The sequence below is a fragment of the Helicobacter sp. genome, from assembly GCF_022511165.1.
Lineage (GTDB): Bacteria > Campylobacterota > Campylobacteria > Campylobacterales > Helicobacteraceae > Helicobacter_C.
Genome location: NZ_JAFLSB010000004.1, coordinates 25887 through 51048, shown reverse-complemented (window position 1 = coordinate 51048; position 25162 = coordinate 25887). Strand labels below are relative to the sequence as shown.

The 25162-nt window shown below is 38.8% G+C and carries 24 protein-coding genes, 3 tRNA genes and 1 pseudogene; 26 read left to right on the top strand and 2 right to left on the bottom strand.

Features of this window, described 5'->3' with window-relative positions:
- Position 1 precedes the first annotated feature (1 nt).
- The 23 genes and pseudogenes from J1E28_RS01245 to J1E28_RS01135 all read left to right on the top strand — a co-directional run bounded on the left by J1E28_RS01245 (position 2) and on the right by J1E28_RS01135 (position 22793).
- The gene (locus tag J1E28_RS01245) at positions 2 to 796 is read left to right on the top strand and encodes an ATP-binding protein (RefSeq protein WP_291026120.1); all 795 of its coding nucleotides are present in this window, start codon (positions 2 to 4) and stop codon (positions 794 to 796) included.
- A 70-nt stretch (positions 797 to 866) separates the two neighbouring features.
- A complete protein-coding gene (locus J1E28_RS01240; RefSeq protein WP_291026119.1) occupies positions 867 to 1133 on the top strand; it encodes a hypothetical protein in 267 nt (88 codons plus the stop codon).
- Positions 1115 to 1435, top strand: a complete 321-nt coding sequence (locus J1E28_RS01235; RefSeq protein WP_291026118.1) for a hypothetical protein — start codon at positions 1115 to 1117, stop codon at positions 1433 to 1435. The genes J1E28_RS01240 and J1E28_RS01235 overlap by 19 nt, the downstream gene beginning before the upstream one ends.
- A 360-nt stretch (positions 1436 to 1795) precedes the next feature.
- The gene (locus tag J1E28_RS01230) at positions 1796 to 2476 is read left to right on the top strand and encodes a response regulator transcription factor (protein WP_291026117.1); all 681 of its coding nucleotides are present in this window, start codon (positions 1796 to 1798) and stop codon (positions 2474 to 2476) included.
- A gap of 17 nt (positions 2477 to 2493) precedes the next feature.
- A complete protein-coding gene (locus J1E28_RS01225) occupies positions 2494 to 3762 on the top strand; it encodes an ArsS family sensor histidine kinase (RefSeq protein WP_291026116.1) in 1269 nt (422 codons plus the stop codon).
- A 9-nt stretch (positions 3763 to 3771) separates the two neighbouring features.
- On the top strand, positions 3772 to 4740 hold the full coding sequence (gene hemB / locus J1E28_RS01220) for a porphobilinogen synthase (protein ID WP_291026115.1): 969 nt from the start codon (positions 3772 to 3774) through the stop codon (positions 4738 to 4740).
- A gap of 133 nt (positions 4741 to 4873) precedes the next feature.
- A complete protein-coding gene (locus J1E28_RS01215; protein WP_291026114.1) occupies positions 4874 to 5590 on the top strand; it encodes a YebC/PmpR family DNA-binding transcriptional regulator in 717 nt (238 codons plus the stop codon).
- Positions 5591 to 5725: 135 nt separating this feature from the next.
- Positions 5726 to 6129, top strand: a pseudogene (locus tag J1E28_RS01210) (NAD(P)H-quinone oxidoreductase subunit 3).
- Positions 6111 to 6620, top strand: coding sequence for an NADH-quinone oxidoreductase subunit B (locus J1E28_RS01205; RefSeq protein ID WP_291026113.1), 510 nt, complete (start codon positions 6111 to 6113; stop codon positions 6618 to 6620). Before J1E28_RS01210 ends, J1E28_RS01205 begins: the two are co-directional and overlap by 19 nt.
- 17 nt (positions 6621 to 6637) lie before the next feature.
- Positions 6638 to 7381: an NADH-quinone oxidoreductase subunit C gene (locus J1E28_RS01200; protein WP_291026112.1), complete on the top strand. Its 744-nt coding sequence runs from the start codon at positions 6638 to 6640 to the stop codon at positions 7379 to 7381.
- Positions 7378 to 8607, top strand: coding sequence for an NADH dehydrogenase (quinone) subunit D (gene nuoD / locus J1E28_RS01195; protein WP_291026111.1), 1230 nt, complete (start codon positions 7378 to 7380; stop codon positions 8605 to 8607). The genes J1E28_RS01200 and nuoD overlap by 4 nt, the downstream gene beginning before the upstream one ends.
- A gap of 9 nt (positions 8608 to 8616) precedes the next feature.
- Complete coding sequence (locus J1E28_RS01190; RefSeq protein ID WP_291026110.1) at positions 8617 to 8844, top strand: NADH-ubiquinone oxidoreductase subunit E family protein; 228 nt, start codon at positions 8617 to 8619, stop codon at positions 8842 to 8844.
- A complete protein-coding gene (locus J1E28_RS01185; protein WP_291026109.1) occupies positions 8844 to 9650 on the top strand; it encodes a hypothetical protein in 807 nt (268 codons plus the stop codon). The genes J1E28_RS01190 and J1E28_RS01185 overlap by 1 nt, the downstream gene beginning before the upstream one ends.
- Complete coding sequence (locus J1E28_RS01180) at positions 9647 to 12175, top strand: NADH-quinone oxidoreductase subunit G (protein ID WP_291026108.1); 2529 nt, start codon at positions 9647 to 9649, stop codon at positions 12173 to 12175. Before J1E28_RS01185 ends, J1E28_RS01180 begins: the two co-directional genes overlap by 4 nt.
- Complete coding sequence (gene nuoH, locus J1E28_RS01175; RefSeq protein ID WP_291026107.1) at positions 12172 to 13170, top strand: NADH-quinone oxidoreductase subunit NuoH; 999 nt, start codon at positions 12172 to 12174, stop codon at positions 13168 to 13170. The genes J1E28_RS01180 and nuoH overlap by 4 nt, the downstream gene beginning before the upstream one ends.
- Before the next feature lie 9 nt (positions 13171 to 13179).
- Positions 13180 to 13863 (top strand): NADH-quinone oxidoreductase subunit NuoI, encoded by a 684-nt coding sequence (gene nuoI / locus J1E28_RS01170; protein WP_291026106.1) that lies wholly within the window; start codon positions 13180 to 13182, stop codon positions 13861 to 13863.
- Entirely contained in the window at positions 13856 to 14386 is a 531-nt protein-coding gene (locus J1E28_RS01165) for an NADH-quinone oxidoreductase subunit J (protein WP_291026105.1), read from the top strand. Before nuoI ends, J1E28_RS01165 begins: the two co-directional genes overlap by 8 nt.
- Entirely contained in the window at positions 14373 to 14675 is a 303-nt protein-coding gene (gene nuoK / locus J1E28_RS01160) for an NADH-quinone oxidoreductase subunit NuoK (protein ID WP_291026104.1), read from the top strand. Before J1E28_RS01165 ends, nuoK begins: the two co-directional genes overlap by 14 nt.
- Positions 14676 to 14678: 3 nt before the next feature.
- Entirely contained in the window at positions 14679 to 16556 is a 1878-nt protein-coding gene (gene nuoL / locus J1E28_RS01155) for an NADH-quinone oxidoreductase subunit L (protein WP_291026103.1), read from the top strand.
- Positions 16553 to 18115, top strand: coding sequence for an NADH-quinone oxidoreductase subunit M (locus J1E28_RS01150; RefSeq protein ID WP_291026102.1), 1563 nt, complete (start codon positions 16553 to 16555; stop codon positions 18113 to 18115). The genes nuoL and J1E28_RS01150 overlap by 4 nt, the downstream gene beginning before the upstream one ends.
- 1 nt (position 18116) lies before the next feature.
- On the top strand, positions 18117 to 19586 hold the full coding sequence (gene nuoN / locus J1E28_RS01145; protein WP_291026101.1) for an NADH-quinone oxidoreductase subunit NuoN: 1470 nt from the start codon (positions 18117 to 18119) through the stop codon (positions 19584 to 19586).
- 31 nt (positions 19587 to 19617) lie between these two features.
- Positions 19618 to 21990: a tetratricopeptide repeat protein gene (locus J1E28_RS01140; protein WP_291026100.1), complete on the top strand. Its 2373-nt coding sequence runs from the start codon at positions 19618 to 19620 to the stop codon at positions 21988 to 21990.
- Complete coding sequence (locus tag J1E28_RS01135; protein WP_291026122.1) at positions 21990 to 22793, top strand: HesA/MoeB/ThiF family protein; 804 nt, start codon at positions 21990 to 21992, stop codon at positions 22791 to 22793. The genes J1E28_RS01140 and J1E28_RS01135 overlap by 1 nt, the downstream gene beginning before the upstream one ends.
- Before the next feature lie 87 nt (positions 22794 to 22880).
- Here J1E28_RS01135 and J1E28_RS01130 read toward each other — a convergent pair whose 3' ends face one another.
- Both J1E28_RS01130 and J1E28_RS01125 read right to left on the bottom strand, forming a co-directional pair.
- On the bottom strand, positions 22881 to 23936 hold the full coding sequence (locus J1E28_RS01130) for a bifunctional 3,4-dihydroxy-2-butanone 4-phosphate synthase/GTP cyclohydrolase II (protein ID WP_291026099.1): 1056 nt from the start codon (positions 23934 to 23936) through the stop codon (positions 22881 to 22883).
- Positions 23937 to 24152: 216 nt separating this feature from the next.
- Positions 24153 to 24590, bottom strand: coding sequence for a DNA starvation/stationary phase protection protein (locus J1E28_RS01125; RefSeq protein ID WP_291026098.1), 438 nt, complete (start codon positions 24588 to 24590; stop codon positions 24153 to 24155).
- Positions 24591 to 24787: 197 nt separating this feature from the next.
- Between J1E28_RS01125 and J1E28_RS01120 the strand changes: the two genes are divergently transcribed.
- From J1E28_RS01120 to J1E28_RS01110, 3 genes are all read left to right on the top strand, one after another.
- Positions 24788 to 24862: transfer RNA gene (locus tag J1E28_RS01120), tRNA-Gln, on the top strand.
- Between the two features lie 72 nt (positions 24863 to 24934).
- Positions 24935 to 25011, top strand: a tRNA-Met gene (locus tag J1E28_RS01115).
- A gap of 39 nt (positions 25012 to 25050) precedes the next feature.
- Positions 25051 to 25127, top strand: a tRNA-Arg gene (locus J1E28_RS01110).
- Positions 25128 to 25162 lie beyond the last annotated feature (35 nt).

Genomic DNA, 25162 nt, shown 5'->3' with positions numbered 1-25162 from the left:
TATGCAAAATGCTCATACCCCCTCCTCGCATACAAAAGAACCTACAATAAGCAAAAAAATCCTGCGCCTTGTGGGAAAAACAAATGCCCAATATGGGCTTATTACAGAGGGAGATAGAATCTTGCTTGGCTTAAGCGGAGGTAAAGATTCTATACTCTTAGCAACAATTCTTGCTTATATGCACAAACACGCCCCTTTTAAGTTTGATTTTAAAGCCATTACGATTGATTATGGCAGAGGTGGGGAATATGAATATATTTTTGAATATTGTGAGAATCTTGGCATTACCTATGAGCTTTATCGCACAGATATTTATGAGATTTTAGAGCAACATAAGCGTGAAGGCACGATATATTGTAGTTTTTGTTCGCGTATGAGGCGAGGGGCGTTGTATAGCAAGGCATTAGAGGGAGGGTTTAATAAACTTGCCCTCGCCCATCATCTTGATGATGCGGCAGAGAGTTTTTTTATGAATCTCACCTATAATGGCGCTATGCGCTCTATGCCACCTATTTATCGTGCAGAAAATGGCTTAGAAGTTATTCGCCCATTGATTTTTGTGCGTGAGCGACAAATTATTGACTTCATCGCGCATAATCACATCTATATCGCACCTGATTGTAATTGCCCCATAAACTGGCTAGATTCTGATAAAAGACCCTATGCGCGTGAGGCAACAAAGCAATTTCTTAAAAATATAGAGGAGCAAAATCCTCTCTTTTTTAAATCACTTAAAAATGCTTTTGGCAATATTCACGCGGAGAGTTTTTGTGATTCGCGTTATTTCAAGCATTAATGATACTTTAAAGTATTTACAAACAAAAACATTATAGAATCTATTCTCTTTAAGTATAAAGGACACATATATGGCACAGAGCATTAAAACACTTGCCCTTGCGCAAATTTATGAAATGCAAGGATTAAAAGAAGATGCGCTTAAGATTTATCGCGAAATTCTTTTAGAATCCCCTGAAAGCAAAGAAGCACAAAGGGCAATTAAACGTCTAATGCTTGTGCAAAAAACATTTCCACCGCTCAATCAAGAGCAAAAAGAACTTTTTGTTAATCCAAAATCCCCAGAGGATTTAATCCAATTTCAAAGGTGGCTACTCCAATGGAAATCAAAGATTTAATACTTCAAACACTTGATGAGTTCTCCCAACCTAGCGAAGATACCCAACCCACACATCAAAATATCTCTATACAAACAACTCCTACTCCTGCTTTAACAAATCCTTTTGGGCAAGGACAAAGTGAGCGTTTGCGCGAAGAATGTGAATTTTTAGAAATGCTCCAAGAACGACTTTTGGTGCTTTTTGAGGGCTTAAATGCAGAGCATAATCAAGAGCTACAAACAAGGCTTAATCTCACTATAAACTTCCTTGAATATGAATTAAGCGTGATTGCTGAACGATTAAACGACATAAAAAGATAGCCTCTGTTAAATTTACATTTAACAATCCTCCCTACAATTCTCCCTAGCCTTTGACCTGAATGAGATAGGGCGAGGTAATGGATTGACCCATATGTGAGTATCATCTCAAAAAGGGAGGTTATCCCCCTCCAACTTCCTCCTTTAGCTAAGATACTCGCACTATATAATTAAACCTGTATTGAGCCGTCTAAGACCCCACTTGGGCGGCATCTTTTACTTTTCTTAAATCCCTTTTTAAATTATAGAATCAAAAAAGCTTTCTTTTATTCCTCCACGCAATAAAGCGCATTACTTAAGCTACACAAAAAGTATTTTATTATACAATCGCACACTTTTATTTACACAAAAAAAGGTTTGGAAATGTTAGAAGTGTTAATGATTGAAGATGATGTGGAGTTAGCAGAGATTATTACAAGCTATCTCAAGCAATATGATATGAATGTTACAAATTATGATGAGCCATATACCGGTATGAGTGCTGTAAATGCGAAACATTTTGATGTTTTATTGCTTGATTTGACATTACCTAATCTTGATGGTTTAGAAGTATGCAAGAGAGTGGCAAAGCAAAATAGTGTGCCTATTATTGTCTCATCTGCAAGAAGTGCGGTTGATGATAAAGTTGAAGCTCTTAAATCCGGCGCTGATGATTATATCTCAAAGCCCTATGACCCTAAAGAGCTTGTAGCGAGAATCCAATCTCTCCTTAGGCGCTACCATAAAAAAAGTGTAAAAGAACAAGATAAAGAAAAAGATAGTGTATTTAGAATCGACAAATATAGTCGCCAAGTATTTTTTAAAGACAAAAAACTCGAACTCACTCGTGCAGAGTATGAGATTCTCACTTTACTCATTAGCAAAAAGGGGCACGTCTTCTCACGCGAAGCCATTGCTATTGAATCTGAATCTATTAACCCTGAAAGCTCAAATAAAAGTATTGATGTGATTATTGGGCGATTGCGCTCCAAAATTGAAGAAAATCCAAAAAACCCACAATACATTATTTCTGTGCGTGGCGTGGGCTACAAACTCGAGACATAAAAATGCAAAGATAGTGTATGTTTAGCTTTCGACACTCTATTTTTTTTAAGATTGTCATCTTATTTTTGTGTGCCTTATTTGGTTTCTTTGCGCTCTCTTATTATTTTATTCAAGATCATATCAAAAATGAGGACTCTCTCTCTCAACTGCGCTATGAGCAATTCACAACTACGATTAATGAAATTATGCAGTTTGGGGGGAATCTCCCCACAATCAAACAATACCTTAAAAACATACAATTTGCCCCTGTGGAAGAAGAGGAAATTAAGCGCGTGCTGCAAGAGACAAACAAAATCCCCCATAATTTTGATGGCATATTTGCTAAGGCAATTAATACGCAAAATGGTATTTATATCCTCCTTGAAACAAGCGATGAAACAACGCTCTATAAAGATAATTCTCGCAAATCCTATGAAAATTTTTACATCATCACGCTTATTGGGTTTATGCTCTTTACTTTTGTCTTTTTTATTGTGATACGAAGCCTTATGCCTATAAAGATTCTTAAAAAACAAATCAAACAATTTGCAGAGGGCAATTTTGGCGCATATCATAATCAAAATGCAAAAGATGAAATTGCTGAGCTTTATAACGAATTTTACAAAGCCTCCAATAAAATCAAATCCCTCAATGAATCACGAAGTTTGCTCTTACGCTCAATTATGCACGAGCTTAAAACACCTATTACCAAAGGGCGTATTGTCGCTGAAATGGTGCAAGATTCCACCCAAAAGCAACAACTTTGCTCAAGTTTTACACGCTTAAATGAGCTTATTAATGAATTTGCAAAGCTTGAGCAAATCAACTCCCAAAACTATCATATCAATAAACAAGAATTCCTTCTTGTGGATTTAATGAGTCATACCGAAGATATGCTTCTTATTGATAAATCAAATGAATCTAGCCCTATCACATTTTCATCGCCCAATGCCCTCATCAAAGCAGATTTTGATTTATTTGTGATTGCGCTTAAAAATTTACTTGATAATGCCATCAAATATAGCACTGATGGCAAAGTGAGCGTATATGTAAAAAATGATCGTCTCTGCACAAGCTCTAAGGGTGAGCCTTTAGCCTATCCTTTAGAAGATTATTTTAAGCCCTATTTTAAAAATGCCAAAAATCCCTCCTCTCAAGGATTTGGACTTGGTATGTATATCATCAAAAACACACTTGATAATCAAGGTTTTGATTTAAGCTATAAACACGAGAATGGTTGCAATATTTTTATTATTCATCACTGCGTGGTAGAGGACTACTGCCCTCTTGATGATAAACCAACATAAAGGAATATGATGTTTAGACGATTAAAACGCACACGTCTCAAAGCTCCTATGAGAGCATTAGTGAAAGAAACACGCCTGAACAAGGAAGATTTTATCTATCCACTTTTTGTGATAGAAGGAGAAGGAATAAAAAATGAAATTCCCTCAATGCCTCAAGTGTATCAATTAAGCATTGATAATGTCCTCAAAGAATGCGAGGAGCTTTTAAAACTTGGCATCTATCATATTATTCTTTTTGGCTTGCCAACACATAAAGATGCTTGTGGAAGCGAGGCTTTAAGCGATAGAAGCATTGTAGCCCAAGCCACAAAAGCGATTAAAAAGCATTTCCCTCAAATGATTGTTACGCTTGATTTATGCTTTTGTGAATACACAGACCACGGGCATTGTGGCATACTTGATGAAAAACTTAATAGCGTAGATAATGATGCCACCCTTGAGATTCTAGGGCAACAAGCAGTAGTGCTTGCAAGTTGCGGGGGAGATATGATAGCTCCAAGTGCAATGATGGACGGAATGGTAAGTGTGATTCGTCAATATTTAGACAAGAGCGGATTCTCGCATATACCTATTATGAGTTATTCAACAAAGTTTGCAAGTGCATATTATGGACCTTTTCGCGATGCGGCAAATTCTGCTCCAAGCTTTGGCGATAGACACTCCTATCAGCAAGATTGCGCTAATCGCAGAGAAGCGATACTAGAAAGCCTTACTGATGAGGCAGAAGGGGCAGATATTCTTATGGTAAAACCTGCTCTTGCCTATTTAGATATTGTGCGCGATATACGCGAACACACCTTACTCCCTTTGGCAGTTTATAATGTCAGTGGCGAGTATGCAATGCTTAAAATGGCACAAAAGGCTAAACTTATTGATTATGAACGCGTATTGCTTGAGACATTAACAAGCTTTAAACGCGCAGGAGCAGATATTATCATTAGTTATCACACAAAAGAAGTAGCTACACTTTTAAAATAATCCAATAAAGGCATCTGTGCCTTGATAGAGAGTAAGTTTTGCAATCAGTGATTCTAAAGATTGTCTTAGAATCTTTGGGTTATAATGTGCTCCTTTAAAAGACAAGCTACATCTTAGATTCTAAAGGAACACTATGGGACGAGCATTTGAATACCGCCGCGCCGCCAAAGAGAAGCGTTGGGATAAAATGAGCAAAATTTTCCCAAAACTTGCAAAAGCCATTACTTATGCTGCCAAAGAAGGCGGGAGCGACCCAACAATGAATGCAAAACTCCGCACCGCTATTGCAAATGCTAAGGCACAAAATATGCCAAAAGATAATATTGACGCTGCCATAAAACGCGCAAGTGGCAAAGATGGTATTTTTAGCGAAATCACTTATGAGGGTAAAGCGGCTTATGGAGTGCTTATATTTATCGAATGCACCACTGATAATCCCACGCGCACTATTGCAAATATCAAAAGCTACTTTAACAAAACGCCAAATGCAAGTATTCTTACAAATGGTTCAGTTGATTTTATGTTTGCACGCAAGAGTGTGTTTGAGTTTCGCACACAAGAAAATATCGCCGATTTAGAATTAGCCCTTATTGATTATGGACTAGAGGAGCTAGAGAGTATCGAAGATGAGGAGGGAAGCTATTACATCGCCTATGGAGATTATAAAGACTTTGGCACACTCAATGAAGGCTTTGAATCTCTACAGATTCCTATCCTTAAAGCGACATTGCAGAGAATCCCAACCTCACCTATTACCCTTAATGAAAGCCAAATGCAAGAGATTGAAAAACTCTTAGATAAAATTGAGGAAGATGATGATGTGCAAGCAGTTTATACAAATATTCAATAAAATAGAATAAGAGAGGACAGAAAGCAAAAAAGTAACTTAATTTTTTGTATTTGTAAAGTATTTTTTTACTCAATAAGCTTTTTATTAGAATCAGCACATTACAATCATACAATCCAAACAACACAAAGGAATACAATGAATCATTCTACCTTTGAGCACCCCTATTTTGGTGTATTTATACTATTTGTGCTAACTTGTGTTGCTTTTACTCTTACACTTGCTTTGCAGCGCAGAATCTCAAGAAAACTTGCTAAAAAAGACAGAGAGAAACTTAAAGTCTCTATTTATGAATGTGGGCTTACGCCAATAAAACAGCAAAATAGAATCTCTACGCATTTTTTTATCCTCGCATTACTCTTTATCCTTTTTGATATTGAAGTGATTTTTATGCTCCCTTGGGCGATTGATTTTAAAATATTCACCTATATGGGGCTTGGCAACTTTGTGTTTTTTGAAATGTTAAGCTTTATTATCCTTTTGGTAATAGGCTTTATTTATGCGTGGAAAAAGGAGCATTATCGTGGCAAGACATCAAGTAAATTACACTCAAAGTGCGGGATTACCCATTGCCCTTACTAGCGTAGATAAGCTCATAAATTGGGGACGTAGCAATTCATTATGGGGGCTGACTTATGGTTTGGCGTGCTGTGCTATTGAGATGATGGCAGCAGCTGATAGTCGCTTTGACCTTGACCGATTTGGCTCAATCGTTCGTGCCTCTCCCCGACAATCAGACTTAATGATTATATCTGGCACGCTTACTAAAAAACACGCCGAGTTTGCCCGCAGGCTTTATGACCAAATGCCAGAACCAAGATGGGTGATTTCTATGGGCAGTTGTGCAAATACAGGCGGAATGTTTAATACCTACTCCACCGTGCAAGGCGTAGATAGAGTCATACCTGTGGATATTTATTTGCCCGGTTGCGCTCCTCGCCCAGAGACTTTACAATATGCCATTATGGTTTTGCAACAAAAGATTCGCAAGCAAAAAGCTGCGCCACAAATCACGCCAAAGCGGCTTGTGTAGAATCATAAGGAGACAAGATGATACGACGAAATCCCCCTAAGGCAAACGCGCAAAAGTCAGTGTATTACACACATCGCTTTGATATTGCTCCTACATCGCCTAGACTCCCGCTTGTTGGTTTTGATTCTGAACTCAAAGCCATTTGCACTCCCTTTATAGAAAGCTACATAGAAAATGATCTTGCAACTTTTTGGGTAGAATCTACACATCTTTTTGCACTTATTTCCGAACTTCATACTTTAGGCTATCACACACTTACTGAAATGAGTGCTATTGATAAAATCGAAGAGAGTAATGAATTTGAGTTATTTTATCTCCTTTTGCGCTTCGGGGATAGCTCATCAAAACGTTTAAAAATTAAAACCAAAATCAAAAAAGGAGAGCATATCGCCTCACTCACCCCACTCTTTAAAAGCGCAAATTGGAGTGAGCGTGAATGCTATGATATGTTTGGTATTATCTTTGAAGGACACCCTTGTTTGCAACGTTTACTTATGCCGCTTGATTGGGTGGGACACCCATTGCTTAAATCTTATCCCTTGCAAGGCGATGAATATGCCGCGTGGTATGAGATAGATAGGATTTTTGGCAAGGAATATCGTGAGGTTGTCGGTGCAGAGCAACGCGATAGCGCAAGGATTGATAGAGAAAATAGCAAAGACTTTGCAGAAATTAATTTTAATCTCACTTTCCAAGAAGAAAAAACACCTTTTCTTATTAAATCCCTCAAAAAAAGCACAAAGCTAAAGGCGAGACGATGAAGCAAAACTACACAAGACTAAAGCCTAATTTTGAAAATATCTTTTTTGAGCAAGAAAATGACAAAATGGTGCTTAATTTTGGACCACAGCACCCCTCTGCACACGGGCAATTACGGCTTATTTTAGAGCTTGATAATGAAAAGATTGTCAAGGCAACCCCTGATATTGGCTATTTGCATCGAGGCATTGAAAAAATGGCTGAAAATATGATTTATAACGAGTTTATGCCTACAACCGATAGGCTTGATTATATCGCTGCTACGAGCAATAACCACGCCTTTGCATTGAGTGTAGAAAAACTCATCGGTGTAGAAGTGCCACTTAGAGCGCAAGTTATACGCACAATGCTTGCAGAGATTAATCGCATTATTTCTCATATTTTCTTCCTTGGCATACAGGGAATGGATGTGGGCGCACTCTCTATCTTTTTGTATTGTTTTATTGAGCGTGAGTATGGCTTAGATTTGATGGAGGATTATTGTGGAGCAAGACTTACTCACAATGCCATTCGTATCGGTGGTGTGCCACTTGATTTGCCTCATAATTTTTTAGAAAATGTGCAAAAATGGATACAAAGCGTATCAAAAACGCTTGATTTAGTGCGTGGCTTACTTGATAAAAACAGAATCTGGCGCATACGATTAGAAAATGTCGGTGTTGTCTCACAAGATTTTGTGAAGCAATGGAATTTAAGCGGTATTATGGCGCGAGGAAGCGGAATCAAATGGGATATTCGCAAACATAACCCCTATGAGCTTTATCCGCAGCTTGACTTTGAAGTGCCTGTGGCAAATGAAGGGGATTGCTATGCAAGATATCAGCTCTATATCGAAGAAGTATATCAATCACTCAAGATTCTTAAACAGCTCATTACTCTCTACCCTAGTACTCCACCAGAGCTTAAGGCAAAAGATGCGCGTTATATCTCTGCACCTAAAGAGGATATTATGAGCCAAAATTACTCTTTGATGCAGCACTTTGTGCTTGTAACTCAAGGTATGCGCCCACCTGTAGGTGAAGTATATGTGCCTACTGAATCGCCTAAGGGTGAGCTTGGATTCTTTATTCATTCTCTTGGTGCACCCTCTCCTCATCGTCTCAAAATCCGTACTCCAAGCTTTCATCATACAGGTGCATTGCAAGAGCTTTTAGTAGGGCATTATCTTGCCGATGTGCCAACAATTCTTGCCTCGACAAATGTTGTCTTTGGTGAAGTCGATAGGTAAAGGATTTTTATGAAACGATATGACTTGCGACATTTGGCAAATAATTTTGAAAAGCGCTTAGATGAGCTATGCGAGAGCTTAGAAAATGGTGAGGTTGGGATTTTTCTCTTTGAAGTGCGTGATTTTGCAAATGTGCAAAAAGCTATTGATTGTGTGCTACATCGAGGCGATGAACTTTTAAATAGTCTGCGCTTTAATGAAGTGGATTGGAGCATTGTTGTGAGGAGAAAAAAGTGATGAAAGCCTTTGCCACCCTCATTGAACATATTTCCCAAAAGCCTATTAAAAGGGATTTTACGCCCTATGATACACTCCTTAGCTTTGGCTATTTTTGGCATACTCTCCCCTCTTGTGAGCGACTTTTTATCTTGCATCCGCTTTTTGTAAATGAGAATAAAACTCTGCAATCGTTGCGATATGAGGTTGGCACAGAATTTGGTGTTGCTTGGCTTTTAGCCCATACGCTTTCGCATTTGCTTAATGCCCAAACTCCGCTTACTCAAGAACTTCAGGCAAAATTACAGCATATTGATGTAGGCTACCTCTCTTCAGAATCTAATCTTGCCGAAGAGGAATTAGAATCTATTACACAATATACTAAAAGTATAAAAAAACCTTTGGGTATCGTGCTTGGCAGCGAGTTAGCCCTCCACCAAAATGCTCAAGATATTGCATTAATATGTGGCATACTTGCAAGGAGTAGCCAAATTGATGTGATTATGCCTGAATTAGCAGATTCTATTCATTCTTATGCAGAGTGTGAGCCTCATTTGCAAATATGTGAGGACTTACCTGAATCTAATGGGCATTTTGTATATATTTTACCCACTCACACTCCTACAAATACACTTAAGATTCCACCGCTTTTTGCTCCTATGCTTGGGCTAAAAGATAAGCAACACATCACACTTTGCTTTGAATCTCAACGCATTGAAGCCATTTGTGAGCGCGATAGCACCAAAAAAGGCACCATCGCTTTGCTGTGCCTCCCTACAACAAACGACATAGGCTATCCTTATAAAAAAGTCGAGGTGATATTATGAGTAAAATTACTATCACAATCAATGGACAAACAATTTCTTGCACTGAAGGCGAAAGTATTTTACAAATCGCGCGCAAAGAGGGTATAGAAATCCCTACGATTTGCTATCTCTCTGGCTGCTCCCCTACAATGGCTTGTAAGCTCTGTATGGTAGATATTGATGGCAAACGCAACTATTCTTGTAACAGCAAAGCAAAAGATGGTATGAATATCCAAACACATACTCCCGAAATTAATAAAGAGCGCAATGCCATTATGCAAAGCTATGATATCAATCACCCCTTGCAATGCGGTGTATGCGATAAAAGTGGAGAATGTGAATTGCAAAACTTCACATTGAAGATGAATGTAACCACACAAGAATATCATATTAAAGAAAGTGATAAACCTCATAAATCGTGGGCAAAAGCAGTCTATGATCCAAATTTATGTATTATGTGCGAACGTTGCGCAACAACCTGCAAAGATAATCTTGGCGAAGCCAAACTCAAAGCTCAAAAAGCTGATTTAGAGCCACTTGATATGGCACTTTGGAAAGATTCTATGCCAAAAGACGCATTGAGCGTATGGGCGCGCAAACAAAAGGCATTGATTGATTTTGTAAGTGATACACCTTGTTTTGATTGCGGGGAATGTATTAGTGTATGTCCTGTGGGAGCTTTAAGCACAAATGACTTTAAGTATAAAGCCAACGCGTGGGAGCTTAAAAAAATAGAATCTACTTGTATCCACTGCCCTATGGGTTGCAAGATTATCTATGAAGTGCGCCACAATGATACGCTTGGCACTCCACATATTTATCGCATAAAAAATGATTTTTATTTTAACCCCATTTGCGGCGCAGGGCGATATGGCTATGATATAAGCTCAAGTGTGAATCCACCTCAAAATCTTCAGGTAGCCATTGATGCTTTCAAAAAAGCTACAAGCATTAATGTAGGCAATCAAACTACCAACGAAGAGGCTTTTGTACTCAATCATCTCGCTAAAATTCATAACTGCTCTTTACATAATGAGGAAGCTTTAAATTTCAAGTATTTTATTAATGCTTTCCTCACTTATGCGCACAAAACAGCTCTCAATCATCTCTCCTACTTTAAAGAATCCCAAAATGTGATTTTGCTTGGGAGTGCAATCAATTACGAAGTGCCAACATTACGTTATATGCTAAACAATAAACTTAAGCTTATGAAAGGCTCACAAGCAGTCTATATGCACCCGCTTAATGAAAATCTCATACCAAGCCTAAGCAAGAATCTTACAAGCATACATTACCACCCAGATGCGCTTAGCGTAGCGCTAGGGAGCTTAGCCCTTGCATATATTCATACAAATCCAAGTGAAGATGCACAGATTCAAACGCTCAAAGAGCTTATTAAACCTCTCCTTGAGAGCAAAACTACCATAAAAGTGCCCGTGCAAAAAGAAGTGAAAAAAACAATCACTTCAACCAATGAAAATGGCGAGGAAGTAAGCACAGAAGTAACTGAAAGTATTGAAGAAATACAAGAAGAAGCAGTCTATCAAGCTTTACTTGATGCGCAAATAAGCAAAGAAGATTTTGTAACTCTTAGCACGATATGCCAAAATAAACCTATCCTTGTGCTTGGCGCTGATGTGTATGCCAATCCTCAAGCACAGCTCCTTGCTCAACTACTTGGAATCCTAGAGCATAAAGAAATTCTCCAAGTCATTCTCGTGCCTCCATTTGCAAATGCGCTAGGACTTGCGATGATTTGTGATTTAAGCCCCATAGAACAAAACCAAAAAAAGGAGAATAGCTTTAGCATTGGTTATCGCACTCGGGGAGATTTTGTATGTGAATCTAATTTTATCAGCATAGATTGCGCAGATTTTGCCAATAAAGATTCTCAAGCTACTCAAAATACTACAATAGGATTAGCACACCATACGCCAGATTTTATCCTCCCTGCTATCAATCAACTTGAAGGACCTTACACAAGTATTGATTGTAGAATCTTACCTCTTAAACCCGCCCTACCTTTTGAGGGCTATGATTTGAGTGATATTGCCAAAGCCTTTGATATGAAAGGCGATTATCTTATTGATTACACAAGTCTTATCTGTGGCTGTGATTTTGATGATTTTGACAATAGATTCTTAAATGATGGCACAGATATGCGTGGCTATCGCTTTAAAAATCTGCCTCTTGCACCTCTTGCGCCTCTTGAATCACAAAACCTCACATTACCTTCTTATCAACAATATAATGCGTATATGCTCAATTCTCCCTCACAATTTAATGCCTACACAGCAAGAAGTGTGCATTTACAAAATAAAGTTGGCATTTATGTCAGTGCAGCATTTTTAGAGGAGCTTGGACTAAAAGAGGGCAATTATATTACTCTTGCAAATGCCACACATCAAGTCAAAGGGGCAGTGTTTATTGATTATCATCTTAATATGCCCTGCTTTCTTGTTAGTCCTTTGCTTGAAGGTGCAGAGCATATTTTTGCTTCAAATGCTTGGGCAAATTTGCATATCTCACACAAGGAATCAGTATGAGTGATTTAACAGGCGGCATTATTGAAACCATATTAAAAATCATCGTTGTATTGCTTATTTTTTCTGCACTTGCGGGTTTTGGCACATATTTAGAACGCAAAATGCTAGGCTTTTTTCAAAAACGCATAGGTCCAAATTATGTAGGACCTTATGGTTTATTGCAAGTGCTTGCTGATGGTATTAAGCTCTTTGCAAAAGAGGATATTATCCCTCAAAATGCGATTAAGCCTATTTTTATTCTTGCACCCTCACTTGCTACTATCACTGCATTTATCGCGATGGCACCTATACCCTTTTTTCCTCAATTTGAGCTTTTTGGATACACCATTACGCCTATTATTTCTGATATTAATGTAGGGATTCTCTTTGTCTTAGCCGTGAGTTCTTGTGGTATTTACGCACCACTCCTTGCAGGATTAAGCTCGGGGAATAAATGGTCGCTCATTGGTGGGGCAAGAGCGGCTTTGCAATTTTTGAGCTTTGAAGTTATTACTTTTCTCTCACTCCTTGCACCCCTAATGCTCGTTGGCTCTCTCTCACTTGTGGATATTAATAGCTATCAGCAAGGAAGTATGCTAGATTGGCTCATTTTTAAGCAACCTCTTGCTTTTATACTCTTTATCATTGCTGCCTATGTTGAGCTTAACCGCACTCCCTTTGATTTACTTGAACACGAATCCGAAATTGTTGCAGGATTTGCGAGTGAATATAGCGGTTTAAAATGGGGAATGTTCTTTGTTGGCGAATATGCAAATATGTTTGCTACCGCTTTTATCCTAAGCCTTATATTTTGCGGTGGATTCAATGATTGGGGCTTTATACCCGGTGGTATTGCTATTTTGCTTAAAGTGTGCTTCTTTATCTTTTTGTTTATGTGGGTAAGGGCAACTTTTCCACACGTTCGCCCGGATCAACTTATGCGTATGTGTTGGAAGATTTTGCTTCCTCTTGGATTACTCAATGTGCTTATTACAGGTAGTATTTTATTATTGTAGGAGGATTGAATGAAAACAGATTATTATGTCTTAACACCTCGCAAAAAGCGTGAAAATCAAGCCTTTCTCACACGCGTAGGAATGAGCATTAAAACAAGCATAAGCCTTGATTTGTTTGCGGGATTAAAGAAATCTTTAGGAGCATTTTTTGCACCAAAAGTAACGATTCACTATCCCCTAGAAATAGCCCCATTAAGCCCAAGATACCGCGCCATACATAAGCTCCAACGACTTTTAGAATCCGAAAATGAGCGATGTATTGGTTGCGGGCTATGTGAAAAAATCTGCACAAGCAATTGCATACGCATCATTACCGATAGAGGCGAAGATGGGCGCAAAAAGATTCTCGATTATAGTATTAATTTTGGACGCTGTATTTATTGTGGCTTATGTGCTGAAGTCTGCCCAGAGCTTGCTATCGTGCATAGCGCTCAATTTGAAAGTGCAAGCACGCAGCGATCACTTTTTGGTTTTAAAAGCATACTTTTAGAATCTGCCTCCTCACTATTAGAATTTGATGGCTATGGCTCGGTTTCACCCAATGCTGATGCGCGTATGAAGCAAACTCCGCTTAGTTACATCATACAAAAACAAGCAGAAAGCACAGAAACAACACAATCCAATGAGGCAAATATAGAATCAAATGCGCAAAAAGACACACAATCTCCCGCGCAGGAGGGTAAAAATGTTTGAAAGCATTGCTTTTTATCTCTTTAGCACATTGTGCATTGTGAGCTTTCTTATTGTTATCAGCACATCACAGATTCTCTATGCAATGACAGCCCTTGCAAGCGGAATGATTTTTATCTCGGGCATCTTTTTTGTGCTTGATGCGGAGTTCTTGGGTGCGGTGCAAATTGTTGTTTATGGAGGTTCTGTGGTTGCACTCTATGCCTTTGCGATGATGTTTTTTGATACTTCAAAGCAAGTGATAGAATCTCAAAAAAACGAATGGGTAGTCTGTGTGCTTTGCGTTGGCATTGCTATCGTGCTTGTAGGAGCATTTGGTATGCCGCTTGTGGGAGACAATCTTGAGATTATTGCAGATTCTCAAAAACTTATTGATATTGCTGAAATGAATAATATCCAAATGATTGGCTATGTGCTTTTTACAAAATATCTCATTCCCTTTGAAATTGCTGCCTTTATGCTCCTTGTGGCTATGGTGGCAGGTATTGTATTAAGCGTGAAAAGGAGAGAAAATGGTCAGTCTTAATCATTATTTAGCTTTAGCTGCTATATGCTTTTGCATAGGGCTTTTTGGCGTATTAAGAAGACGTAATATCCTTATGTTGTTTTTTTCAACTGAAATCTTGCTCAATAGCATTAATATCGGCTTTGTCGCTATCGCCTCATATCTTAATGACTTACAGGGAGAGATTTTCGCGCTTTTTATTATCGCTATCGCTGCTGCAGAAATCGCTGTGGGCTTAGGACTTGTAGTGATTTGGTATAGAAAACATCGCACACTTGATGTGAGCTCATTAGAGAATCTGAAAGGATAATATATGATACCCACAAGTGAAACACTCGTTCAAATGGTATATATCGCGCTTTTTGCCCCACTTGTTGGTGCAATTTTTGCCGCCTTTTTTGGACATAAACAAAAATGTATCATCGCAGGTATTGTCCCCACAATCTTGCTGTGCGCCTCTTTTATCGCTTCAGCTTTGCTCTTTATTGCCATATACGAAATCGATATGGTGATATATATTGATTTTTTGGATTGGATTGAAGCGGGGGGCTTTTATAGCTCATTTGGTTTTATGGTGGATAGTGTAAGTGTAAGTATGATGCTTGTAGTGAGCTTTATTTCCACAATGGTGCATATCTATTCTATTGGCTATATGAAGCACGATAAGGGATTTAACCGCTATTTTAGCTATCTAAGTGCATTTGTTTTTTCTATGATGTTGCTTGTAATGAGTGATAATTTATTGGGACTTTTTGCAGGTTGGGAAGGCGTGGGGTTATGCTCTTATTTACTTGTTGGCTTTTGGTATGAAAGAGCAAGTGCGAATTTTGCCTCAATCGAAGCTTTTGTAATGAATCGAATTGCAGATTTGGCTCTTATTATGGGCATTTTTCTTATTGTGTATCATTGCGGAAGCCTTAAATATGAAGAAATCTTTGCCTCATTGTTAGTAGAACAATTTGACACAAGTTTGCTGATGTGGATTGGCGCATTGCTTTTTATAGGAGCTATGGGTAAATCCGCGCAATTTCCTTTCCACACTTGGCTTGCTGATGCAATGGAGGGTCCTACTCCCGTATCTGCGCTTATCCACGCAGCAACTATGGTAACTGCGGGTGTATATTTACTTGTGCGCACTTATCCACTCTATCAAATGATTCCTGATGTGGGCTTTTTTATTGCCTCACTCGGCGCATTTGTGGCAATTTTTGGAGCAAGTATGGCACTTGTGAATAAAGACTTAAAACGTATTATTGCTTATTCTACACTCTCGCAGCTTGGTTATATGTTTGTTGCTGCAGGATTTGGAGCATATTGGATAGCGCTCTTTCACCTCATTACCCACGCATTCTTCAAATCTCTCCTTTTCTTAGGCGCAGGGAATGTAATGCACGCAATGGACGATAAGCTTGATATTAGTAAAATGGGTGGTTTGCATAAGCCATTACGCTATACAATGATTATGATGTGTATTGCTTCTGTGGCTCTTGCTGGAATCTATCCTTTTGCTGGATTTTTCTCCAAAGATCTAATTTTAGAAGTTGCCTTTTCTCAACATATTATCATTTGGGCTATTTTATTGCTTACTGCCATCTTTACTGCATTTTATAGCTTTAGATTGCTGATGCTTGTCTTTTTTGTGCCAAAATCCCACGCTCAACACCCACACGAAGCGTATCCATATATGCTTCTTGCAATGCTACCTTTGGCTATTCTCTCTATCATTGCTGGACTTGGAGAGATACTCGAAGACTTCTTAAGTGCGCACTTGCCATATACTCTCCCTGAATTGCCCTCACAAACGCACCTACTTCTTATTGGTGCTACACTCACGCTTGTGTGCCTCACTGCCCTCTTTAGTATCATAAAATACGCCAAGGGTGGCTTTGGAAGCTTTTGGGAACATACCTTTATCTATAAGATTCTAAGCAATCATTATTATATTCCTAAGCTTTATGAGAATCTTTTCATAAAACCCTATCAAAAATGCGCCTACTTCCTTTGGCAAAAGGTAGAGTTAGGCGGTATTGATTGCTTTGTGGATTCGCTCGCACACTATACAAAAGCGCTAGGTGGCAAACTCTCACGCGTGCAAAATGGCTCACTCGCGCGTATGCTCACACTTATGATTGCAGGCTTATGTATTTTACTCTGTGCGTGTGTGTGTTATTTTATGTGGAGGCAATTATGAATTATCTTTTAAATATTATTATCTTTTTCCCAGCATTTGCCGCAGTAGTTTTGTATGTGCTAAGGGGCGAAAAAAGTCGCATATTTGCAATTATCGTTGCTGCACTTGAGCTACTTTTTGTATTGCTTTTATGGAGTGAATTTAATGTCAATTATGGGGGGATTCAGTTTTATAGCCACACAGATATTATCCATTCTTATGGTGTGGGCTATTCTGTGGGGATTGATGGCATATCGCTTTTTCTTATCGCGCTCAATGCACTTGTAACGCTTCTTGCGCTCTCCCTCTTTAAATACATCAAAACCTCCACAGTCATTGCTATTTTATTCCTTGAAAGCATTATTATGGGCGTATTTAGCGCACTTGATGTAATGCTTTTTTACATTTTTTGGGAATTTTCACTCTTACCTGTGCTATATATACTCGGTATATGCGGGGGAGAGAGAAGAATCTATGCTGCCATTAAATACTTTATCTATACCTTTAGTGGCTCAATCATTATGCTTGTGGGTATTTTATATTTTGCCTATCAATACAAGCTCATTAGCGGGGCTTGGAGTTTTAATCTCCTTGATTGGTATCAAATCTCCCTTGACTCGCAAGTCCAAAAATGGCTCTTTATTGCATTTTTTATCGGTATGGCGGTGAAGATTCCACTTTTTCCACTGCATTCGTGGCAACCTTATGCTTATACACAAGCCCCCTTTATCGGCTCTGCGCTTCTATCAGGTGTAGTTAGCAAAATGGGGACTTATGGGCTTTTGCGCTTTGTCTTGCCACTTTTCCCTGAAACAAGTAGCCTTGCCACTCTTATCATTAGCATTATCTGTGTGTTTATGGTTATTTATGGCGCAATGTTGAGCCTCGTGCAAAAAGACATTAAAACGCTCCTTGCTTATGGCTCTCTCTCACATATGGGTATCATTGTGCTAGGTATTTTCTCACTCAATGCAGAGGGATTAAGCGGAGCTGTATTTTTTATGGTATCACACGGACTCGTAGTAGCTGCCCTCTTTTTTCTTGTAGGCTCTATATATGAGCGGATACAAACCCAGCAAATAGCGCAGATTCAGGGCTTGGCTCATAGTATGCCAAACTTGAGTAGCACCTTTGGCATAGTAATGATGTGTTCTCTTGGACTACCTCTTACTATGGGCTTTGTAGGCGAAGTGCTTTGTTTGTATGGATTCTTCAAAATTAACCCCATTATGGCATTTTTAGCCGGAAGTAGCTTTTTTGTTGGGGCAATTTATATGCTTGTTTTATTTAAAAGGGTTTTCTTAGGCACAATATCCCCCCAACATAGCACTCTTAAAGATTTTAATTTAAGGGAAAAAATCGTATTTGCGCCTATTTTGGCGATTATTATTTATTTTGGTATATATCCTAAACCTTTGCTTAATCCTATCAACACAAGCGTCCAAACACTCGCCGAAATCATTGAGGTAAAAGGTTTGAATAATAAGATAGAGACGGAAAATCCAATCTATCCTCTTGCGCCTATACCTAATGATTTTGATGATGAAGGGGTGCTTATTATCCCAAACATAGGAGATTGATATGCCAGAATCTATGAATTTTTCATTTGCACAGCTTAATGTAACGCTCCTTATTCCTATGTGTATTTCACTGCTTGGTGGCATTATCTTACTCGGTGTGGGGATATTTAATAAAACCAAATCACGCGAACTTTACATCGCTATTAGCATACTTTTTGTGATTTTGAATCTTGGCTTTTTGCTCCTTGAGGGGAATCCTACGCGTCAATTTGGGTTTTTTAATCTTCTGCTTGTTGATGGCATTTCGCTTCTTGCGCAGATTCTTATCCTCATTTCTACTTTTGTGATTTTGCTCTTTTTGATGCACAAAAATACAAAAGAAGAAACGCAAGGGGCAGAATTTTATGCACTCATCTTGTTTGCTATTGCTGGTTTTGGCTTTATGGTATCAAGCAAGAATCTCATTCTTATTCTTTTAGGCTTAGAATGCGCCTCTTTAAGCATTTACACACTCATTGCACTTCATAATAAAACACAAGCCTTTGAGGCAGCTATTAAGTATTTTGTAATGGGTGCATTAGCTACGGCTTTGTATGCCTTTGGCGCATTGCTTTTATATGCAGCCACAGGCAGTATAGATATTTATCATATCGCAGATTTTTTGTATGAGTATTCTTATGAACCCTCTCTTTTAGCTTTGGCAGGTTTTGTATTTTTTCTCTGTGCATTGGGCTTTAAAATCTCCGCTGTGCCTTTTCATACTTGGGTGCCTGATGTATATGAAGGTTCAAATGCGCTTGTTGCAGCATTTATTGCTATTGTGCCAAAGATTGCAGCACTTGGAGTGATTATTCGAATCTTTGGCGTTTTTATCCACTCTCATAACCCATTTATAGAATACACACTCTATGCGCTTGTGATACTCACAATGACAATACCAAATCTTATTGCCCTTGTGCAAAAAGATGTTAAGCGTATGCTTGCATATAGCTCTATCTCGCATTCTGGCTTTGTGCTTGGCGCGGTGCTTATCGATGCTCCTGCAATTGTATTTTTGTATTGGTTTTTATTCCTTTTTGCCAATTTAGGCGCATTTGGTATTTTATGGTTAAGCATAGATTGCAAGGGAAGAGGGGATTCTCATCACAGCCTTGAGGCAATTAGTGGTATGATAAAAACAAACCCATCTCTTGCTATTTTGCTCTCACTCTTTATGCTTGCACTTGGAGGCATTCCACCTTTTAGCGTATTTTGGGGCAAGATGTATCTTATGCAAAGTGTGCTGAATGTCGATTATATTGCCCTTGCACTCATTATGGCATTTAATAGCACACTTGCCGCGTTTTATTATCTCAAAGTCGTTATTTATGCCTTAGCAAAAGAGCCTAAAGTCGCACCTCATCACACTACCCTTGAAACTTCAAGCATCTTTGCTCTTGCTATTACTGCCATTATGAGCTTAGGCTGTATATTTATGGTCCAAGATTTGCTTAATATTGTTGCAACTTACATTGGAAGTGGTGGTTTTTAAGTTTTACTTTTAAGCCACCTTAGGAGTATATGTGCAAAAATTCGTGGTGGCTTTTATATGCCTTTTACCTTTCTATGCCTATGGACTTGATGTAACAATCAACTATGGCAAGGAATCAAAAGAGCATTTTTCTGTGCTCAATATCGCTCATAGCGAGGCATTAGAATGCGTAGAAAATCGTAATACCCAAGATGAAGTAACATATATTGTCTGCACCCTTGATCGCACGCCTCTTGCTAGTTTCTCTCCTACTCAAACACTCTTTTTTCGCTTTTGGAGTCGTGTAGTTGATGGGAGATTTTATTTTTATGTCGAACCAAAGCATAAAATGAAGCTTTTTGCAACTCCAAAAGATTTAAAAAACTCCCACACCCTTATCACCAAAGAACAGCCACGCAAAAGTCAATCGTGGCAAATTATTGGCTATAAAGATGAGATTCCTTTTCTTAATGACTATGCACATCAAGATAAACCAAGTGGGCTTAATTTTCCTATCAAAATTATTCGCAATAATGAATTATTTTTTAATGATCTTGATATTAATAGAGGACCCCTGCATTATGATGAAAGCGCGGACTTTGCCACATATAGCCAAATCAAAACCCTAATGAATAATCACGCCCACATAGAAGCTGTAAAACTTATTGATGAAACGCTCATTGCCTATCCTAAAACGATTTTTGCAAAAGACTTACTCCTCTTTCGTTTGCGTGCATTAGAGCATTTTGATTCTGTGGAAAATAGCGATATGATTGCTGATATGGGAACAAAATGGATTAAAAAATACCCCACAGATGCAGCTATCCCCGAAGTGCTCTACTACCTTGGCAATGCCTATGCCGAAATGAAGATTCCAGATGAAGCAAAATATTATCTTGAGCGCATCATTAGTGAATATCCACAATCATCTTATATGCCACTTGCCAAAATGGCTCTTGCGAAGTATTTTCACGATGGACCTGATGCAAATGCTGCAGCCAAGCTTTTTTCTCAAGCCTATCAAGAGGCAAAAGATTTGGATAGCGCAAGTGCAATAGCTATTGAGTGGAGTAAATTTTATCTTATCAACAAGGACAAAGCCCAAGCACAAAAACTCCTTGAAACAATGCTCAAAGTCAATCCTAGCTATATTACCAAATATCCTGTGAAAAATTATGAATTTTTAAAACTCCTTGCCGAAGAAGAGCTTTATCCTATTGCTGCAAAGCTTGGCGAATACCTTTATGAGCATCTTGTAGGCGATGATGTGGATAAGGAAGATTTACTCAATAATGTAAGCTTATGGTATCAAGCCGCTAATGAGGTGCAAGATGCGCATAGAATCAATAAAATTTTTATACAAGAATTTGGGGATCGCCCTTTAGTAGAAGAAGTCAAAGATAGGGACGATAAGCTTCTTTTTGATCTTGTTGCTAACGAAAGTGCGGATGAAAAAATCAAAAATTATGACTATATTATCGAGCATTATGCAGATTCACCCGAGCAAGAAAAAGCCTTTATGCTTAAAGCCCAAACGCTTTTTGATGAGGGCAAATATACAGAAGTGCTTGCTCTTAAAGAACATATCAAAAATAGTCCGCTCATAGAGCAAAGCTATGCTGCCTTACTTAATCTCGCCATTGATGATAAAGACTGCAGGAGGGCGGCTGATATTTACTTAGAATATCCAAATGTGAGCTTAAGTGAAAGTGAAAAAATGCCTCTTTTTGACTGCCTCTATGCTCTAGCACTCAATAAAGAAGCAGCAAAAGTATCGCTTGATATGGCGGCAAACGCTCAAACTCTCTCTCAAAAGCTCGAATGGCTCTACCGCGATACTCTTAATTTCTCCAAACTTGGCGATAGCAAAAGCACCGCTAGGGCAGGAAGAGACGCGCTAGAGCTTGCTAGAAGTCTGCAAAGGACGCAGTATTATGATGTAGGATTCGTGCTTTTTGACGCCCTCACACAGCTTAATGACAAAGAGGGCGCATTGCAAACCTATGATTTCTTAAAACAAACTCAAGCAGACAATCCCCAAATGCTTCGCGTAAATCTTGCGCTCCTTAAAGACGCAGAGAATCAAAAAGATGAAATGGGGATTGAGATTTATGCCAAAGATATTTTGCGTTTGCAAGATGTAATTAATGATAGGGCAGATTCTCCATATGTGGATTTTGCCCTCGCGCAAAGCTATATTCGCACACAGCGCACAGATGATGCGATTAGCACACTTGATATGCTTCTTAATAAAGACATAAGTGATGATGATAAGCAAAAGGCACTTTATCTTAAGGGTTCGCTCCTTAAAACGCAGGGCAAAAACGCACAGGCAACCTTTGAGCAATGCAATCTCATCAAACATAATGGCGCGTGGAAAAGTCTCTGCGGACAAGCCCTAGATATTCTTAAAGGCAATCAATGATATACAATTTTAGCGATGAGCAACTCCGCCGATACGCGCGGCATTTTCGTTTAAAAGAATGCGGATTCAAAGGACAGGGTAAGATTTTAGAATCAAGTGTGCTTATTGTCGGTGCAGGCGGACTTGGCTCACCTGTGGCGCTCTATCTTGCCGCGGCAGGAGTGGGACATATAGGTATTATCGATGAGGACAATGTGGATTTAAGCAATCTGCAGCGACAGATTCTCCATACTACCGTAGAAATAGGCACACCCAAGATAGAATCTGCCAAATCAAAACTTCTTGCGCTCAATCCGCATATTGATGTAACAACTTACCCTTTTATGCTTAATACCCAAAATGCGCTTGAGGTTTTTGCACCCTATGATGTAATTGTCGATGGAAGCGATAATTTTGCAACAAAATTTTTGATTAATGATACGTGTGTGCTACTTGATAAACCTTATTCTTATGGAGGAATCTTGCGCTTTAGTGGGCAAAGTATGAGTATCAAACCAAAGCAAAGCGCGTGCTATGCGTGTATTTTTGATAGCCCACCAAGTGAGGGGAGTGTGCCAAATTGCGCGAGTGCTGGTGTCTTTGGGAGTATCGCTGGAATCTTAGGTAGCATTCAAGCCACTGAAGTGCTAAAAATCATCACGCATATCGGTGAACCTCTCTATAATCAACTCCTTAGCCTTGATGCCCTCACGATGAATTTTCGCAAAATTAAACTTAAACGTAATCCACAATGCCGAGTCTGTGGTAAAAAGGGCATCACACATTTGCAAGAATATGCCAATACACAATGCGAGATTCACTAAGCTAAGTTTATATTTTAAATTTCACTTGCATCACAAAGATTCACTTTATATGCTACACAAGAATTTTTAGCTTAAAAACTGATATATTTAAACCTCAATTGTCTCTACCAGATGCAAATTAAAGCCACTTAGGGCATTATACTCGCCCCTATTTGTTCCACAGGAACTAAGAAGTGAAAAATCCTCAACCCCTAGCCTTTTAAGAATCTGCGCACCAATGCCAAAATCTTTCATATCACCACAAATCCTAGCCGCACTAGCAGATAAAGCCTGTGTATTTAAAACAATCAAATATCCACCCTTTTGTGTTAAATATTCCACGCTCCTAGAAAGCGCGTTCCATTCCTCTGCATTTTGCAGTAATTCCACATCGCTACGCACATTATGAAAACGAACAAGCGGTTTGTTTTGGGAGGAGACAGTAAAGCTAAAAGCAGTATGCTCACGTTCCAAATGGTCGATAAAAGTAATCTTCTCGCACTTTTTCCCCATAAACACCGCTTTTTCACGCGAACGCTCGCTTAAAAGATTCTCAAAATTCAAACGATATTGGATAATATCTGACACATACAGAATCTTCATATCGTGCGCCTTAGCAAAATCAAGCAAAAACTTATCGCCCCGACCCGCCATTGTGCCATCTTTTTTCATAATCTCACAAATCACACTAATAGGAGCCACGCCGGCTAGCTTGCATATATCCACGCTCGCTTCAGTATGCCCTGTGCGCACAAGCACCCCACCCTCTTTAGCAATGAGTGGAAAAATATGTCCGGGGCGCACAAAATCACTCGGCTTTGTATTACTATCACACATTAGACGAATTGTCAAATCACGCTCATAGGCTGAAATGCCTGTTTTTGCCTCTTTTGCGTCAATAGAAATCGTAAAAGCTGTCTCGTGATTGCTGTCATTTTTTTGCACCATTGGGGGCAAATCAAGCTTTTTAGCAATATCTTGGGTGATAGAGACGCAGATAAGCCCACGCGCTTCTTGCGCCATAAAATTGATTTTTTGTGGGCTAGAGAAGATTCCAGCCATTACCAAATCGCCCTCATTCTCCCTATCCTCATCGTCCATTATGATAATCATTTCACCCTTTTTGATTGCCTCTATGGCTTCTTTTACGCGTTGTTGATACATTACAAACCTTTTAAAATAAATAGAATCTAGCAATCCCTTAAAACCGCGCCATTATATAGAAATAAAATAAATTAGAAATCCCTAGCCTAAGAGTGCCAAGTTTTCTGTAGCAATGACAAAAAGAATAAATAAACATAAAGGCGGTAAGATAAAAGAAGTTAAAGAAGAAAGCTAGAGAATCTAAAAGTATGGATTCCCTAGCATCAAGGTTAAAGATTAAGCAAGTTGAGCCTTAACCATCCAAACAGCTTTTTGCAAATGCGCTATTTGCTCATCAGCATACGCTGCACTTACCTTATCTCCTGCTTTGTCTGCCTCATTTGAGAGTTTTTCAAAGAGTTTGATGAAATACTCATAATCTTTTAAAACAGCGTTTAAAACATCTTTTGAGCGAAAATCGCTTTTACTCTCTTCTTTAATTTTTGCAACCTTAAGCATTCCAGCTAAAGTTACATAAGGCACACCACCAAGTTGCAATATGCGCTCTGCTACATCATCAAATACATCTGCAAATTCTTCATAGATTTCCTCTGTGGCTTTATGGACAGCGTGAAAATCTAATCCTTTTACATTCCAGTGAAAATTATGTGTTTTGACAAAAAACACTGCCGCATCAGCCTGAATCTGCTTCAAAGTTTCTACGACTTTACTCATAAGTTATCCTTTATATGGTATTTTCCTTAAGCTACCCTTAATCATAGTAATTATGGCACACTTTGTAGGAATAAGTGCATTGTAAAATATGCAAGTAACTTCTAAGCAAATAAGCCTTTATTTCCCTCACACATTTGCCTCCCTTGACAAACACGCACAAACTCACTATAATCACATCTTTAAATTTTTTTGGTTATTGGGGTATCGCCAAGCGGTAAGGCACCTGGTTTTGGTCCAGGCATTCAGAGGTTCGAATCCTTTTACCCCAGCCACTTCTTTAAGTCTTTAAGGTTCTTTCTTACATCTAATGCTCTCTATAAGTTGCATACAAGTTTTAAGCATATCGCGGGATAGAGCAGTCCGGTAGCTCATTGGGCTCATAACCCAAAGGTCGGGGGTTCAAATCCCTCTCCCGCAACCAACCCTAAAGTAAATCTTTTGATTCTTTATTTTTTTAAATGCGCTCATAGCTCAGCTGGATAGAGCAACGGCCTTCTAAGCCGTAGGTCAGAGGTTCAAATCCTCTTGGGCGTACCATAACCAACAACTTACATAAAAGAACATTATCAAAT

Bases quoted from the DNA above. Each gene is read 5' to 3' on its own strand.
- J1E28_RS01130 (WP_291026099.1), bottom strand. From the start codon at position 23,936: ATGTATCAACAACGCGTAAAAGAAGCCATAGAGGCAATCAAAAAGGGT.
- J1E28_RS01245 (WP_291026120.1), top strand. From the start codon at position 2: ATGCAAAATGCTCATACCCCCTCCTCGCATACAAAAGAACCTACAATA.
- J1E28_RS01235 (WP_291026118.1), top strand. From the start codon at position 1,115: ATGGAAATCAAAGATTTAATACTTCAAACACTTGATGAGTTCTCCCAA.
- J1E28_RS01200 (WP_291026112.1), top strand. From the start codon at position 6,638: ATGATACGACGAAATCCCCCTAAGGCAAACGCGCAAAAGTCAGTGTAT.
- nuoK (WP_291026104.1), top strand. From the start codon at position 14,373: ATGGTCAGTCTTAATCATTATTTAGCTTTAGCTGCTATATGCTTTTGC.
- J1E28_RS01180 (WP_291026108.1), top strand. From the start codon at position 9,647: ATGAGTAAAATTACTATCACAATCAATGGACAAACAATTTCTTGCACT.
- J1E28_RS01225 (WP_291026116.1), top strand. From the start codon at position 2,494: ATGTTTAGCTTTCGACACTCTATTTTTTTTAAGATTGTCATCTTATTT.
- J1E28_RS01230 (WP_291026117.1), top strand. From the start codon at position 1,796: ATGTTAGAAGTGTTAATGATTGAAGATGATGTGGAGTTAGCAGAGATT.
- nuoD (WP_291026111.1), top strand. From the start codon at position 7,378: ATGAAGCAAAACTACACAAGACTAAAGCCTAATTTTGAAAATATCTTT.
- nuoN (WP_291026101.1), top strand. From the start codon at position 18,117: ATGCCAGAATCTATGAATTTTTCATTTGCACAGCTTAATGTAACGCTC.
- J1E28_RS01240 (WP_291026119.1), top strand. From the start codon at position 867: ATGGCACAGAGCATTAAAACACTTGCCCTTGCGCAAATTTATGAAATG.
- hemB (WP_291026115.1), top strand. From the start codon at position 3,772: ATGTTTAGACGATTAAAACGCACACGTCTCAAAGCTCCTATGAGAGCA.
- nuoL (WP_291026103.1), top strand. From the start codon at position 14,679: ATGATACCCACAAGTGAAACACTCGTTCAAATGGTATATATCGCGCTT.
- J1E28_RS01190 (WP_291026110.1), top strand. From the start codon at position 8,617: ATGAAACGATATGACTTGCGACATTTGGCAAATAATTTTGAAAAGCGC.
- nuoI (WP_291026106.1), top strand. From the start codon at position 13,180: ATGAAAACAGATTATTATGTCTTAACACCTCGCAAAAAGCGTGAAAAT.
- nuoH (WP_291026107.1), top strand. From the start codon at position 12,172: ATGAGTGATTTAACAGGCGGCATTATTGAAACCATATTAAAAATCATC.
- J1E28_RS01125 (WP_291026098.1), bottom strand. From the start codon at position 24,590: ATGAGTAAAGTCGTAGAAACTTTGAAGCAGATTCAGGCTGATGCGGCA.
- J1E28_RS01150 (WP_291026102.1), top strand. From the start codon at position 16,553: ATGAATTATCTTTTAAATATTATTATCTTTTTCCCAGCATTTGCCGCA.
- J1E28_RS01215 (WP_291026114.1), top strand. From the start codon at position 4,874: ATGGGACGAGCATTTGAATACCGCCGCGCCGCCAAAGAGAAGCGTTGG.
- J1E28_RS01185 (WP_291026109.1), top strand. From the start codon at position 8,844: ATGAAAGCCTTTGCCACCCTCATTGAACATATTTCCCAAAAGCCTATT.
- J1E28_RS01165 (WP_291026105.1), top strand. From the start codon at position 13,856: ATGTTTGAAAGCATTGCTTTTTATCTCTTTAGCACATTGTGCATTGTG.